Below are 14,589 nucleotides of genomic sequence, written 5' to 3'. Positions count from 1 at the left end.
TCCCCGGCTCCGCTGTGGCTATGGCGGCGGTAGGGCGGGCTGTGGCGTGGATGTGTGGCATCCCTTGTCCCACTTTTTGCTGTCTGGGGGGCCGTGAGGCGGCCATAAGTGGGACATGCTCTGCCGAAAGTGGGACGAGCCCCCGCGGGATGCGACCCGCACCACAGAAGAGACGGCCCGGCTACCCCGCGAGACCCAGCTCGTTGCCGGGGATGGATGCCAGCAGCCGCCGCGTGTACGGATCGCGGGGGTTGGTGAAGACCTCTTCGCTGGAGGCCGCCTCAACGAGGCGCCCGTCCTTCATGACGCACACGTAGTCGCTGATGAGGCGCACGACGGCGAGGTCGTGCGAGATGAAGAGGTAGCTGAGGCCGTATTCGCGCTGCAGGTCGCCGAGCAGCTGGAGGATCTGCGCCTGCACGAGGACGTCCAGCGCCGACACCGGCTCGTCGCACACGATGAGTTCGGGCGAAAGGGCCAGGGCCCGCGCGATCGCGACACGCTGCCGCTGTCCGCCCGACAGCTCGGACGGGTAGCGACGGAGCATGGATGCCGGCAGGGCCACGTCGTCGAGGAGCTGGCGCACCCGCTTCTGACGGTCCGCCCGTGACCCCCGCTTATAGAAGGAGAGGGGCTCCTCGATGATCCGCTCGACCGTGAACATCGGGTTCAGGCTCGAGTACGGGTCTTGGAAGATGGGCTGGACCTTCTGGCGGAACTGACGCAGAGCCTCGCCCTTGAGAGCTCCGATGTCCTGGCCGTCGAAACGGATCGAGCCGCTGGTCGGCTCGACGACCTTCAGCAGCATGCGGGCGGTCGTGGTCTTGCCCGAGCCCGACTCCCCGACGATCGCGACGGTCTGCCCGCGCGGGATCGACAGCGACACGTCGTCGACGGCGCGGAAGTCCTCCGCCTTCCCTCGGGCCGGGTACACCTTGGTCAGGCCCTGGATCTCGACGATGTGGTCGCGCGGGGCGGTGCTGTCGCGCTCGCCTCGGAAGTCCTCGGGCCGCAGGCGCACGGCCGCGACCGACGGAGCGGCGGCGACGAGCGACTTCGTGTAGGCGTGCTGCGGGTCCTCGAGGATCTGCCGCGCCGGGCCCTGCTCGACGACGCGCCCGCGGTGCATCACGACGACGCGCGAGGCGCGCTCGGCGGCGAGCCCGAGGTCGTGCGTGATGAGCAGCACGGCGGCGCCGAGCTCTTTGGTCTGCCTGTCGATCTGGTCGAGGATCGTCTGCTGCACCGTCACATCGAGCGCGCTGGTCGGTTCGTCGGCGATGAGCAGCCGCGGACGGCACGCGAGGCCGATCGCGATGAGGGCGCGCTGACGCATGCCGCCGGAGAACTCGTGCGGGTACTGCGAGGCCCGCTTCTCGGCATCCGGGAGCCCGGCGGCCTCGAGCGCGTCGACGACCTTGCCCTTGACCGTGCCGCGTTCGGCGAGGCCGTGGGCGAGGAGTGTCTCGGCGACCTGCGTGCCGATCTTCGCGACCGGGTTGAGATTGGACATCGGGTCCTGGGGCACGAGGCCGATCTGGCGCCCACGCACCTGCCGCATGCGGGCCTCGCCGAAGGTCGTCAGGTCTTCACCGTCGAGGAGGATCTGGCCGCGCGCGACGCGACCACCGGAGGCCAGCAGACCGATGATCGCCATGGCGGTCGTCGACTTGCCGGAGCCGGATTCGCCGACGATGGCGATGGTCTCGCCGGCGTGGATGTCGAGATCGACGCCGTCGACGGCGCGGACGGGGCCGTCCATCGTGGTGAAGTCGACCGCGAGATCGCGGACGGAGAGCAGGGGGAGGGGGGATGCCGGAGCGGGGGGACCGGCGACATCGGAGGTCATCCCCCCATCCTCACCCGCCGCCGCCTCCGTGCCCACCCCTCCCGCGTTTTCGTCACACCCCCGTAACGTCGTGGGAGCAGGCGGGCGGCACCGCCCCGCAGCCTGAGAAGCGGCGAGACCGGGTGCCCCGCGCGCCGGCCGCGGGAGTAGCGTCGAGGCATGCGCGTGGACCTCAACGCCGACCTCGGTGAAACCGTCGACGGCGTGCCCACCGCCGACGACGAGGCGATGTTCGCCGTCATCACCAGCGCCAACGTCGCCTGCGGCGGACACGCGGGCGACGAGGCCTCCATGCGGGCCTCGGTCGATCGGGCCGCCCGCTTCGGCGTCGCCATCGGGGCCCACCCCTCGTACGAGGACCGCGCGAACTTCGGCCGGGTCCGCCGCGACCCGCCCGCGGGCGAGCTGCGGGCGAGCATCGCCCGGCAGTTGGACGCCCTCGAGGCCGCCGGCGCGCAGCTGCGCTACGTCAAGCCCCACGGCGCGCTCTATCACGCCGTCTCGGCCGACGCCGCCCAGGCGCGCGCGGTCGTCGCCGCCGTCGCCGACCACTCCGCGCGGCTCGGCCGACCGCTCCCGGTGCTCGGTCTCCGCGGCGCGATCGTCGAGGCCGCGGCATCCGCCGGTCTGCCGTTCATCCCCGAGGCCTTCCTCGACCGCGGTTACACCGCCGACGGGGGCCTCGTGCCGCGCGACCACCCCGGCGCCCTCGTCGACGACCCGGTCCGCGTCGCCGACCGCGCCGTGCGGCTGGTGGCCGACGGCACCGTGGAGACGGTCGACGGCTCGCGCATCGCGGTACGGGCCGCGTCGCTGTGCCTGCACGGCGACACCCCGGCGGCGGTGGCGATGGCCCGGGTCGTGCGCGCCGCGCTGGACGCGGCCGGCGTGGAGGTGCGCGCTCCGTGGTGACGCCGCGGCTGCGGCCGATGGGGGAGCGGGCGCTGCTGGCCGAGGTCGACGACCTGCCGGACGTCCTCGCGCTGCACGCGGCGCTCGCCGCCGCCCCGCCCGACGGCATCGACGACCTCGTTCCCGCCGCGCGCACCGTGCTCATCGCCTTCGATCCGTCCCGGATCACGTCCGCCTCCGTGCGCGCGTGGGTGCGGTCCGCGGGGGACGCGCCACCGGAGGCCGCGTCCCCCGGCCCCCTCGTCGAGATCGCCGTGCGTTATGACGGTGCCGACCTCGACGAGACCGCCGCGATGCTCGGCATCCGCACCGCCGAGCTCGTGGCCCGGCATGCCGCTGCCGAGTGGAACGTGGCATTCACCGGCTTCGCGCCCGGTTTCGCGTACCTCGTGAGCGAGGACTGGCCGTGGGACGTGCCCCGGCTCTCCCGACCGCGCACCCGCGTGCCCGCCGGGTCGGTGGGCCTCGCGGGCGGTTTCACCGGTGCCTACCCGCGCGAGACCCCGGGCGGGTGGCGGTTGATCGGCACGACGGATGCCCCTCTGTTCACCCCGGATGCCGCCGACCCCGTGCTCCTCGCCCCGGGCGCGCGCGTCCGGTTCGTGCCGCACCGCACCGAGGTGCGGACGGCGGCGAGCGAACCGGCGGGACCGGTGGCACCCGCTCCCGCGGGCTCGTCGGCGCCGTCGCCGCCGGGCGACGAGCCCGCGTCCCCCGCGCTGCGCGTCCTCGACGCGGGGCCTCTCGCGACCGTGCAGGACCTGGGCCGTCCCGGCCGCGCGGGGCTCGGTGTGGCCCGCTCGGGCGTCCTCGACCGCGCGGCCCTCCGCGCAGCCAACCGCCTCGTCGGCAATGCCGAGACCGCCGCGGGGATCGAGATCGTGCTCGGCGGGTTCCGTGCCCGCGCCGAACGCGACACGTGGGTCGCCGTGGCCGGTGCGCTCGCCGACATCCGTGTCGACGGGCACGCGGTGGATGCCTACGCGCCCCTGCTCGTGCCGGCCGGGTCCGAACTGTCGATCGGGGTCGCGATCGCCGGGGCGAGACTCGTCCTCGCCGTCCGTGGCGGCGTCGCCGGAGCCGCGGCGCTCGGATCACGGGCGACCGACGTGCTGGCGTCCCTGGGTCCGGCCGCACTGGTCGCGGGCGACGCCGTCGTCGTGGGGGAGGCTCCGGCTCCGATTCCGGTCGTCGATGCCTTCCCGTGGTCGGTGCCCGGCCCCGTCGTCGAGGTCGGCCTCGCTCCTGGGCCGCGCGCCGACTGGTTCGCGCCCGCCGCGCTGCGGACGCTGCGCGATGCGACGTGGACCGTCTCGGGCGACGCCGACCGCGTCGGCATCCGGCTCGACGGGCCTGCGCTGGACCGCGTACGCCACGACGAGCTGCCGAGCGAGGGCATGCGGCCGGGAGCGCTGCAGGTTCCGCCGCACGGCCGTCCGGTGGTGCTGCTCGCCGACGGGCCCGTGACCGGCGGCTACCCCGTGATCGCAGTGGTGACGGATGCCACGCTCGACCGCCTCGCTCAGGTGCGGCCCGGCGACCGCGTGCGGTTCCGCGGCCCGTGAGGCGGTCGGACCGGGGAATCCTCGGGGAGCGCCCGCGGTTATACCGCAGGTACGCAAAGTCGTCAAGAATTCGACTGGACACGGCGCGTCCTCCCGCGTATGCTTGGACTTTGCGCTCCTCGATTCCCCCTGCCCTCATATGGTGGTCGGCTGAGCCTGCCCGTCCCCGCTTCACCGCGGTGTGCGACTCGCAGGTTATCGGGGCAGGAACGCACTCCACCTGACGACAAGGAATCACGAGCCCCTCGCCCGGGCTTCTGGAGGTTATTCCCTTGGCTGCTGCGAGCAACGCATCCACCACCACCACCCCGAAGAGCGGACGCGGCGCATCCCGCCTCTCGTTCGCGAAGATCTCCGACAAGCTGACCGTTCCCGATCTGCTGGCCCTGCAGACCGAGTCGTTCGACTGGCTCGTCGGCAACGAGGCCTGGAAGGCCCGGGTCGCCGAGGCCCAGGCCGCCGGTCGCACCGATGTGCCCGAGATCAGCGGTCTCGAGGAGATCTTCGAGGAGATCTCTCCGATCGAAGACCTGAGCGAGACCATGCAGCTCTCGTTCACGAACCCCTACCTCGAGCCCGAGAAGTACTCGATCGAAGAGTGCAAGGAGCGCGGCAAGACCTACGCCGCCCCGCTGTACGTCGAGGCCGAGTTCATGAACCACCAGACCGGTGAGATCAAGACCCAGACGGTCTTCATGGGCGACTTCCCGCTCCAGACCGACAAGGGCACGTTCATCATCAACGGCACCGAGCGTGTCGTCGTCTCGCAGCTGGTCCGCTCGCCCGGTGTCTACTTCGACAAGACGCCCGACAAGACCTCGGACAAGGACATCGTCTCGGCGCGCGTGATTCCCTCGCGCGGTGCCTGGCTCGAGTTCGAGATCGACAAGCGCGACCAGGTCGGCGTGCGCATCGACCGCAAGCGCAAGCAGTCGGTCACCGTCTTCCTCAAGGCCCTGGGCCTGACCAGCGAGGACATCCTCGCCGAGTTCGCCGGCTTCGACTCGATCGAGGAGACGCTGTCGAAGGACACCATCCTCACCAAGGAAGACGCGCTCCGCGACATCTACCGGAAGCTCCGTCCGGGCGAGCAGGTCGCCGCCGAGGCCGCCCGCGCGCTGCTGGACAACTTCTACTTCAACCCCAAGCGCTACGACCTGGCCAAGGTGGGTCGCTACAAGATCAACCAGAAGCTCGGCCTCGACAAGCCGCTGAGCGACTCGGTGCTCACCGTCGACGACATCGTCGCCACGATCAAGTACCTCGTGCGTCTGCACCGCGGTGACAGCGCCTTCGACGGCGTCCGCCACGGTCAGCCCGCGGAGATCCGCCTCGACGTCGACGACATCGACAACTTCGGCAACCGCCGCATCCGCGCGGTCGGCGAGCTCATCCAGAACCAGGTCCGCACGGGCCTGTCGCGCATGGAGCGCGTCGTGCGCGAGCGCATGACCACGCAGGACATCGAGGCGATCACGCCGCAGACCCTGATCAACGTGCGCCCCGTCGTGGCCGCGATCAAGGAGTTCTTCGGCACGTCGCAGCTGTCCCAGTTCATGGACCAGAACAACCCCCTCGCGGGCCTGACCCACAAGCGTCGTCTGTCGGCGCTGGGCCCCGGTGGTCTGTCCCGTGAGCGTGCCGGCGTCGAGGTCCGTGACGTCCACCCCTCGCACTACGGCCGCATGTGCCCGATCGAGACGCCGGAAGGCCCGAACATCGGTCTGATCGGCTCGCTGGCCTCGTTCGCGCGCATCAACGCGTTCGGCTTCATCGAGACCCCGTACCGTCGCGTCGTCGACGGTCGTGTGACCGACCAGATCGACTACCTCACCGCGAGCGAGGAGAGCGACCACATCGTCGCCCAGGCCGGTGTCGCCCTCAAGGCCGACGGCCACTTCGTCGAGGACCGCATCCTCGCCCGTCGCGGCCAGGGTGGCGAGGTCGACCTGTTCCCCGTCGACGAGATCGGCTACATGGACGTCTCGCCGCGCCAGATGGTGTCGGTGGCGACCTCGCTCATCCCGTTCCTCGAGCACGACGACGCCAACCGCGCCCTCATGGGTGCGAACATGCAGCGCCAGGCCGTGCCGCTCGTGCGCAGCGAGTCGCCCGTCGTCGGCACCGGTATGGAGGGCTTCGCCGCGATCGACGCCGGTGACGTCGTCACCGCCGAGAAGTCCGGCGTCGTCCTGGAGGTCTCGGCCGACGTCGTGACCATCCAGCTCGATGAGGGCGGCACGCAGGACTACTTCCTGCGCAAGTTCGACCGCTCGAACCAGGGCACGTCGTACAACCAGCGCGTGGTCGTCTCGGCCGGTGAGCGCATCGAGGCCGGCGAGGTCATCGCCGACGGTCCCGCGACCGAGAACGGCGAGCTCGCCCTCGGCAAGAACCTCCTCGTGGCGTTCATGACGTGGGAGGGCCACAACTTCGAGGACGCCATCATCCTCAGCCAGGACCTCGTGAAGGACGACACGCTGTCGTCGATCCACATCGAGGAGTACGAGGTCGACGCGCGCGACACCAAGCTCGGCAAGGAGGAGATCACCCGTGATCTCCCCAACGTCAGCCCCGACCTGCTGAAGGACCTCGACGAGCGCGGCATCGTCCGCATCGGCGCCGAGGTGCGTCCCGGTGACATCCTCGTCGGCAAGGTCACGCCCAAGGGCGAGACCGAGCTGTCGGCCGAGGAGCGCCTGCTCCGCGCGATCTTCAACGAGAAGAGCCGCGAAGTCCGTGACACCTCGCTGAAGGTGCCCCACGGCGAGCAGGGCACGATCATCGCGGTCAAGGAGTTCAACGCCGAGGACGGCGACGACGAGCTCGGCTCGGGCGTCAACCGTCGCGTCGTGGTCTACATCGCCCAGAAGCGCAAGATCACCGAGGGCGACAAGCTCGCCGGTCGCCACGGCAACAAGGGCGTCATCGCCAAGATCCTCCCGATCGAGGACATGCCCTTCCTCGCCGACGGCACCCCCGTCGACGTCGTGCTGAACCCGCTCGGCATCCCCGGTCGAATGAACTTCGGCCAGGTGCTGGAGACCCACCTCGGGTGGATCGCCAAGCAGGGCTGGAAGGTCGAGGGCAACCCCGAGTGGGCCGCCAACCTCCCCAAGGAGGCCTTCGAGGCCGCACCGAACACCAAGGTCGCGACCCCGGTGTTCGACGGTGCCTTCGAGCAGGAGATCGCGGGTCTGCTGGACTCGACGCTCCCCACGCGCGACGGCGAGCGCCTGATCGACTCCTCGGGCAAGACCCGCCTGTTCGACGGCCGCTCCGGCGAGCCCTTCCCGGCGCCCATCTCGGTCGGCTACATGTACATCCTGAAGCTGCACCACCTCGTCGACGACAAGATCCACGCACGCTCGACGGGCCCCTACTCGATGATCACCCAGCAGCCGCTCGGCGGTAAGGCCCAGTTCGGTGGCCAGCGCTTCGGTGAGATGGAGGTGTGGGCGCTGGAGGCGTACGGCGCCGCATACGCGCTGCAGGAGCTCCTCACGATCAAGTCCGACGACATCCTCGGCCGCGTCAAGGTGTACGAGGCGATCGTCAAGGGCGAGAACATCCAGGAGCCCGGCATCCCCGAGTCGTTCAAGGTGCTCATGAAGGAGATGCAGTCGCTCTGCCTGAACGTCGAGGTCCTCTCGGCCGACGGCACGGCGGTCAACCTCCGCGACACCGACGACGACGCCTTCCGCGCCGCCGAAGAGCTCGGCATCAACATCTCCAGCCGCTTCGAGTCCTCGTCCATCGACGAGATCTGACCCGGCCAGGCAACGAACAGAATTCCGACACAGGAGAACCAGTGCTCGAATCAACCACTTTCGATCAGCTTCGTATCGGCCTGGCCACCGCCGACGACATCCGTCGTTGGTCCTTCGGTGAGGTCAAGAAGCCCGAAACGATCAACTACCGCACGCTGAAGCCCGAGAAGGACGGTCTCTTCGGCGAGCAGATCTTCGGACCCTCCCGTGACTGGGAGTGCGCCTGCGGAAAGTACAAGCGCGTCCGCTTCAAGGGCATCGTCTGCGAGCGCTGCGGCGTCGAGGTCACCAAGTCCTCGGTCCGCCGTGAGCGCATGGGCCACATCGAGCTCGCCGCTCCCGTGACCCACATCTGGTACTTCAAGGGCGTGCCCTCGCGTCTGGGCTACCTGCTCGACATGGCGCCGAAGGACCTCGAGAAGGTCATCTACTTCGCCGCCTACATGGTCATCTCGGTCGACGAGGATGCTCGTCACCGCGACCTGGCGACGCAGGAGAACAACATCCGCCTCGAGCTGAAGACGCTCGGCGACCGTCGCGACTCGCGCATCGCCGCCCGTCTGGCGAAGCTGGAGGAGGAGCTCGCGGCTCTCGAGGCCGAGGGCGCCAGGGCCGACCAGAAGAAGAAGGTCAAGGACGCCGCCGAGAAGGACATGACCTCGATCCGCAAGAACGCGGACGAGCAGATCGCCAAGCTCGAGCGCGTGTGGGAGGACTTCCGCACGCTCGAGGTCGGCGCGCTCAAGCCCGAGGACGACGTCTTCCACGAGCTGCAGGACCGGTTCGGTCAGTACTTCGAGGCCCACATGGGTGCGGAGTCGATCAAGCGTCGCCTCGAGACCTTCGACCTGCAGGCCGAGGCCGACAGCCTCCACCTGCAGATCTCCGAGGGCAAGGGCCAGCGCAAGATCCGCGCGATCAAGCGACTGAAGGTCGTCAACTCGTTCCTGCAGACCGGCATGTCGCCGGCCTCGATGGTGCTCGACGTCGTTCCGGTGATCCCGCCGGAGCTGCGCCCGATGGTTCAGCTCGACGGTGGCCGTTTCGCCACCTCCGACCTGAACGACCTCTACCGTCGCGTGATCAACCGCAACAACCGCCTCCGTCGCCTCATCGACCTCGGTGCCCCCGAGATCATCGTGAACAACGAGAAGCGCATGCTGCAGGAGGCCGTCGACGCGCTGTTCGACAACGGTCGCCGCGGTCGTCCCGTCACCGGTACCGGCAACCGTGCCCTGAAGTCCCTGAGCGACATGCTCAAGGGAAAGCAGGGTCGCTTCCGCCAGAACCTGCTCGGCAAGCGCGTGGACTACTCGGGTCGTTCGGTCATCATCGTCGGACCCCAGCTGAAGCTGCACCAGTGCGGTCTGCCCAAGCAGATGGCGCTCGAGCTGTTCAAGCCGTTCGTGATCAAGCGCCTGATCGACCTCGGTCACTCGCAGAACATCAAGGCCGCCAAGCGCGCCGTCGAGCGCTACCGTCCCGAGGTCTGGGACGTGCTGGAAGAGATCATCCGCGAGCGCCCCGTGCTGCTGAACCGCGCACCCACCCTGCACCGCCTCGGCATCCAGGCGTTCGAGCCCCAGCTCGTCGAGGGCAAGGCGATCCAGCTGCACCCGCTCGTCTGCGCGGCGTTCAACGCCGACTTCGACGGTGACCAGATGGCCGTCCACCTGCCGCTGTCGGTCGAGGCCCAGGCCGAGGCCCGCGTGCTCATGCTCGCGTCGAACAACATCCTCAAGCCGTCGGACGGCCGCCCGGTCACCCTGCCCTCGCAGGACATGATCATCGGCCTCCACCACCTGACCACCCTCAAGGAGGGTGCCTCGGGCGAGGGCCGCGTGTTCGGTTCGGTCGGCGAGGCGATCCTGGCCAAGGACGAGGGCACCCTCGACCTGCAGGCCAAGGTGCGCATCCGCATCCCGGGTCTGACCTTCCTCGAGGGTCAGGCGCCCGAGGGCTACGAGCAGCACGGTCTCGTGGATGCCTCGCTCGGACAGGCGATCTTCAACGACACGCTCCCCAAGGGCTACCCGTTCGTGCGCGAGCAGGCCGACAAGGGCAAGCTGTCGCAGATCGTCAACAAGCTGGCCGAGGAGTACCCCAAGGTCGAGGTCGCCGCATCGCTCGACCGCATCAAGGACGCCGGTTTCTACTGGGCCACGCGTTCGGGTGTGACGGTCGCGCTGAGCGACATCCTCACGCCCCCGAACAAGGGCGAGATCGTCGCGGGCTACGAGAAGCAGGCCGCGAAGGTCCAGGCGCAGTACGAGAAGGGTCTGACCACCGACGCCGAGCGTCGCCAGGAGCTCATCAAGATCTGGACCGAGGCCACCGATGCGGTCCAGAAGGCGATGCGCGACAACTTCCCGGCCGACAACACCATCAACCGCATGGTCTCGTCGGGCGCCCGTGGTAACTGGCTGCAGATCCGCAACATCGCGGGTATGCGCGGTCTGGTGAACAACCCGAAGGGTGAGATCATCCCGCGTCCGATCATCTCCTCGTACCGCGAGGGTCTGTCGGTCGCCGAGTACTTCATCGCCACGCACGGTGCCCGTAAGGGTCTGGCCGACACGGCCCTCCGTACGGCCGACTCGGGTTACCTCACGCGTCGTCTGGTCGACGTCTCGCAGGACGTCATCATCCGCGAGGAGGACTGCGGGACGTCGAAGGGCCTCGAGCTCCCGATCGCCGCGGTCGACGCGTCCGGCACCCTCGTCAAGGACGCCAACGTCGAGAACTCGGTGTTCGCTCGCACGCTCGCCACGGCGGTCGTCGACGCGCAGGGCACCGTGCTGGCCGAGGCCGGCGACGACGTGGGCGACGTGCTCATCGACAAGCTGGTCGCAGGCGGCGTCGAGACGATCAAGGTCCGCTCGGTCCTCACGTGCGACTCGGCCGTCGGTGTCTGCGCGAAGTGCTACGGCCGTTCGCTCGCCACCGGCAAGATCGTCGACATCGGCGAGGCCGTCGGCATCATCGCGGCCCAGTCGATCGGTGAGCCCGGTACCCAGCTGACGATGCGTACCTTCCACACCGGTGGTTCGGCCTCGGCCGACGACATCACGCAGGGTCTGCCCCGTGTGCAGGAGCTGTTCGAGGCGCGTACCCCCAAGGGTGCCTCGCCGATCGCCGAGGCCGACGGCCGCATCACGATCGACGAGACCGAGAAGGCCAAGAAGGTCATCCTCACGCCCGACAACGGTGACGAGCCGGTCGTCTACCCGGTCCTGAAGCGCGCGACCCTCCTCGTCGAGGACGGCCAGCACGTCAAGGTCGGCGAGCCCCTCCAGGTCGGAACGCTCGACCCCAAGGAGGTCATGCGCGTGCAGGGTGCCCGCGAGGTGCAGAAGTACCTCGTCAACGGCGTCCAGGGCGTGTACCGCTCGCAGGGTGTGCCGATCCACGACAAGCACATCGAGGTCATCGTGCGCCAGATGCTGCGCAAGGTCACCGTCGTCGACCACGGCGACACCGACCTGCTTCCCGGTGAGCTGGTGGACTTCAAGCGCTACCAGACCATCAACCGCGAGGCGGTCGGCGAGGGCAAGCGTCCCGCGTCGGGTCGTCCCGAGCTGATGGGTATCACCAAGGCGTCGCTGGCGACCGAGTCGTGGCTGTCGGCGGCGTCCTTCCAGGAGACCACCCGCGTCCTGACGCAGGCGGCCATGGAGGGCAAGAGCGACCCGCTGGTCGGCCTCAAGGAGAACGTCATCATCGGAAAGCTCATCCCCGCCGGAACGGGTCTTGCGAAGTACCGCAACGTCACCGTCGAGGCGACGGAGGAGGCCAAGAGCGAGCGGTACCCCAACCGCATCTTCGCCTCGGACGGCGCGTACAGCGACGCCGACCTGAGCTACGTCGATTTCGACAGCTTCTCCACGGACGACTTCACGCCCGGCACCTACAACTGATCGACGGATGCCGCACCTCGGTGCGGCATCCGGATCCCCGAAGGCCCTCGGCTCACGCCGGGGGCCTTCGTCGTGTCCGGGGTGCCTGCCGGGGAGCGTGCGTGCCCGAGACGTTTCGGCCGCGTGACGGGACGGGCGCGCGGCGTGTCGCCGATCGGGCGCGGCGGGGGGATTCGCCTACCGTGGTCGGGGAGGAACGGATGGCTCGAGTCGCGGGACGCAGCGCGTGGATCGCATGGCCGGTGGGTCTGCTGTGCGTGGCCGTCGTCGTCGTTCTGGGCGTGCTGGCGGCACCCGGACTCCCGGGCGCGGTGACCTTCGTCGGCGACACGTTGCGGCAGGGCTCGACGACACGACCGTGGACGGATGCCCCCCGCGTGCCGGGCCCGGCGACGACCTGCCGCGATCTCTACACGCAGCCGATGTGGTCCGCGATGGTGTGGTCGCCCGAGGCTCTCCTGACGCAGCGCCACACCGCGCCGCTCTCCACGCCCGAGGCGGTCGCGGCGGCCGGACCGACGCCGGTGATCACGTGCCACTGGCGGGGGGAGGCGGGGCGCTGGCTCGAGACCAGTGTCGCAATCGTCTCGCCGGAGGGGGCGGCGGCGGTGTCGGCGACCCTGACCGCCCAGGGGTTCGCGTGCGCCACCGTCGAGGGCACCGAGCGCTGCGAGCGCACCGCCGGCGACGTCACCGAGGTCCACGAGCTGCGCGGCGACCGGTGGGTCTCGTCGACGTTCGCGGGATGGATGCCGGACGGATACGACGCGGTCGTGGCATCCCGCGCCTTCGGGGAGTGAGGCGGAGTCAGCCGAAGATCGCGGCGATGATGCTCGCGGTGTAGCCGGTGGGCGCGAGGTTGGAGTACTGGGTGTCGATGAGCACGTCGTCGCGCCAGAACAGCGTGCGGCCGTCGTTGACCGGGTACGTGTCGTTGATCCACGTCTTCTCGCAGCGGGTGCCCTCGTCCGGGGTGTAGCAGCTGAAGCCCTGGGTGTTCACGAGGTCGTTCAGCATGTCGAGCGCGGGACCGCGATCCATGCGAGAGATGCGGGTGACGAGTCCCGTGGTGTCGGCCGCGGGGTCGCGCCAGATACACACGAGCGACCCGTCGGACTGGACTCCCGAGGGGCCCATCGCGGGATCGTTGAGCGGGGTCGACCCGAGCTGCGACTGCACGTCGGGGGTGAGGATCGCCCGGCAGTCGGTGGGGAGGGACGCCGGAGCGACCGTCGGGGTGATCGTCGGGATGGGCGTCGCGTCGGATGTCGGGGACTCGGCCGGCGAGGCGGTGGTGGGGGCCGGATCCGTTCCCTGTTCGGGAGCGCAGGCGGTGAGGACGAGCGCGGCGCTCACCGCGAGCACGGCGGCGAAGGCCGCTGCTGTCGGTCGACCGGTCATGCCGCCCACCCTAGGCGGAGCCGCCGACACGATCGAGACCGACACACGGCGGCACGCCTGCGCGGCGCGGGGCGCGACCCGGGTTAGCCTGACGCCGCACCATATCTGCGCGCGTGAGGAGACCCCGATGAGCGACCCCCAGTCGTACGGCGACCCCGTCGACGAGCCCAAGGAAGAGGCGCACGACGTCGTCGGCCGTGCCCACGAGGGGCTCGCCGACGCCGAGGCCGCCCGCCGCGACGCGGTCGACCCCGAGGCGGCCGCCGCGGCGTGGAAAGAACGCGAGTCGGGCGACGACTCCGCCTCGCCCGCCGCCACGACCACCGTGCACGACGCCTCGCCCGTCGAACCGCGCAGCCAGACGCCCGTCTCCGCTCCCGCGACCCGCCGTTCGGTCGACCTCGACGACGAGGACGCCCGTTGGGCGGCCTACGCCGCGTCCGCCGAGCCCGACGGTGCCTCCGCCGACACCGCGTCCGCCCCGCCCGCAGAGCCGGTGCGCGACGAGCACCGCTCGGACGCGGCGGCTCCCGCCGCCGCCGCCGCCGCAGGCGCGGCCACGGCCGCTGCTCCCGCTCACACGGACGAGACCCGCCCGGTGGGTGCTGCGCAGCCGATCTTCGTGCAGGCTCCCGAGGCTCCCCAGCCCCGTGGCAACCGGGGCGCAGCCGGGCTGATCGGGCTCCTGGCGACCGTCGTCTTCGCCGTTCTCTACCTCGCCGCGACGCTGGGCCTGGGACTGCTGCTCGGCACGATTCAGGCCGCGGATCTCGCCGATGCCGCGGTGTCCACGCTGACCACGTGGACCCTCTGGGTTCCCACCATCGCCTTCTTCGTGGGCTTCTGGTTCCTCGGTGCGATCATCAACCGGGGCAGTTGGGGGCACTGGGTGGTCTGGGGTCTCGTGGTGGGCGTGATCGCCTGGGGCGGATACATCCTGGGCGCCCTCTTCGCCGCCCCGTTCTGGATGCTCACGGCCCGCCAGGGCGTGGACGTCGTGCAGGAGAGCGTGCTCGCGCCGCTGGCCATCGTGGCGTTCGTGCTCGGTCGCGAGCTGACCATCTGGTTCGGCGCGTGGGTGGCCAAGCGCGGCCGGCGCGTCACCGAGATCAACGACGAGGCGCAGCGCGAGTACGAGCGCACCCTCGAAGCCGGCCCCGTCCTGTCGCGCTGAG

At 69.9% G+C, this 14,589-nt stretch carries 8 protein-coding genes; 6 read left to right on the top strand and 2 right to left on the bottom strand.

Translation table 11 applies throughout. The features are described 5' to 3' along the window. Window positions 1-181 precede the first annotated feature (181 nt). The gene (locus LL239_RS06630; RefSeq protein WP_228162661.1) at window positions 182-1,849 is read right to left on the bottom strand and encodes an ABC transporter ATP-binding protein; all 1,668 of its coding nucleotides are present in this window, start codon (window positions 1,847-1,849) and stop codon (window positions 182-184) included. A 159-nt stretch (window positions 1,850-2,008) separates the two neighbouring features. Here LL239_RS06630 and LL239_RS06625 point away from each other — a divergent pair, with 159 nt between their 5' ends. From LL239_RS06625 to LL239_RS06605, 5 genes are all read left to right on the top strand, one after another. Further along, window positions 2,009-2,761 (top strand): LamB/YcsF family protein, encoded by a 753-nt coding sequence (locus LL239_RS06625; protein WP_228162658.1) that lies wholly within the window; start codon window positions 2,009-2,011, stop codon window positions 2,759-2,761. A gap of 17 nt (window positions 2,762-2,778) precedes the next feature. Next, window positions 2,779-4,326, top strand: a complete 1,548-nt coding sequence (locus LL239_RS06620) for an urea amidolyase family protein (RefSeq protein WP_267189026.1) — start codon at window positions 2,779-2,781, stop codon at window positions 4,324-4,326. 272 nt (window positions 4,327-4,598) lie between these two features. After that, window positions 4,599-8,096 carry a DNA-directed RNA polymerase subunit beta gene (gene rpoB, locus LL239_RS06615; protein WP_228162655.1) on the top strand — a complete coding sequence of 1,166 codons (3,498 nt, stop codon included), beginning with the start codon at window positions 4,599-4,601 and terminating at the stop codon, window positions 8,094-8,096. Window positions 8,097-8,137: 41 nt separating this feature from the next. Then, window positions 8,138-12,013 (top strand): DNA-directed RNA polymerase subunit beta', encoded by a 3,876-nt coding sequence (gene rpoC / locus LL239_RS06610; RefSeq protein ID WP_228162654.1) that lies wholly within the window; start codon window positions 8,138-8,140, stop codon window positions 12,011-12,013. Between the two features lie 200 nt (window positions 12,014-12,213). Then, entirely contained in the window at window positions 12,214-12,813 is a 600-nt protein-coding gene (locus LL239_RS06605) for a hypothetical protein (RefSeq protein ID WP_228162653.1), read from the top strand. 7 nt (window positions 12,814-12,820) lie between these two features. On the opposite strand, the gene LL239_RS06600 is transcribed toward LL239_RS06605, so the two are convergent. Then, window positions 12,821-13,414 (bottom strand): hypothetical protein, encoded by a 594-nt coding sequence (locus LL239_RS06600; RefSeq protein ID WP_228162652.1) that lies wholly within the window; start codon window positions 13,412-13,414, stop codon window positions 12,821-12,823. 127 nt (window positions 13,415-13,541) lie between these two features. On the opposite strand from LL239_RS06600, the gene LL239_RS17805 reads away from it, so the two are divergent. Next, window positions 13,542-14,588: an ABC transporter gene (locus LL239_RS17805; RefSeq protein ID WP_267188970.1), complete on the top strand. Its 1,047-nt coding sequence runs from the start codon at window positions 13,542-13,544 to the stop codon at window positions 14,586-14,588. Window position 14,589: the final 1 nt, after the last annotated feature.

Source organism: Microbacterium testaceum (assembly GCF_020781835.1).
In the GTDB taxonomy this organism is placed as follows: Bacteria; Actinomycetota; Actinomycetes; order Actinomycetales; family Microbacteriaceae; genus Microbacterium; species Microbacterium testaceum_H.
Note: the sequence above shows the minus strand (reverse complement) of the source record. Positions and strands in the feature narration are given on the sequence as shown.

Bases quoted from the DNA above. Each gene is read 5' to 3' on its own strand.
- LL239_RS06630 (WP_228162661.1), bottom strand. From the start codon at position 1,849: ATGACCTCCGATGTCGCCGGTCCCCCCGCTCCGGCATCCCCCCTCCCC.
- LL239_RS06625 (WP_228162658.1), top strand. From the start codon at position 2,009: ATGCGCGTGGACCTCAACGCCGACCTCGGTGAAACCGTCGACGGCGTG.
- LL239_RS06620 (WP_267189026.1), top strand. From the start codon at position 2,779: ATGGGGGAGCGGGCGCTGCTGGCCGAGGTCGACGACCTGCCGGACGTC.
- LL239_RS06605 (WP_228162653.1), top strand. From the start codon at position 12,214: ATGGCTCGAGTCGCGGGACGCAGCGCGTGGATCGCATGGCCGGTGGGT.
- LL239_RS06600 (WP_228162652.1), bottom strand. From the start codon at position 13,414: ATGACCGGTCGACCGACAGCAGCGGCCTTCGCCGCCGTGCTCGCGGTG.
- LL239_RS17805 (WP_267188970.1), top strand. From the start codon at position 13,542: ATGAGCGACCCCCAGTCGTACGGCGACCCCGTCGACGAGCCCAAGGAA.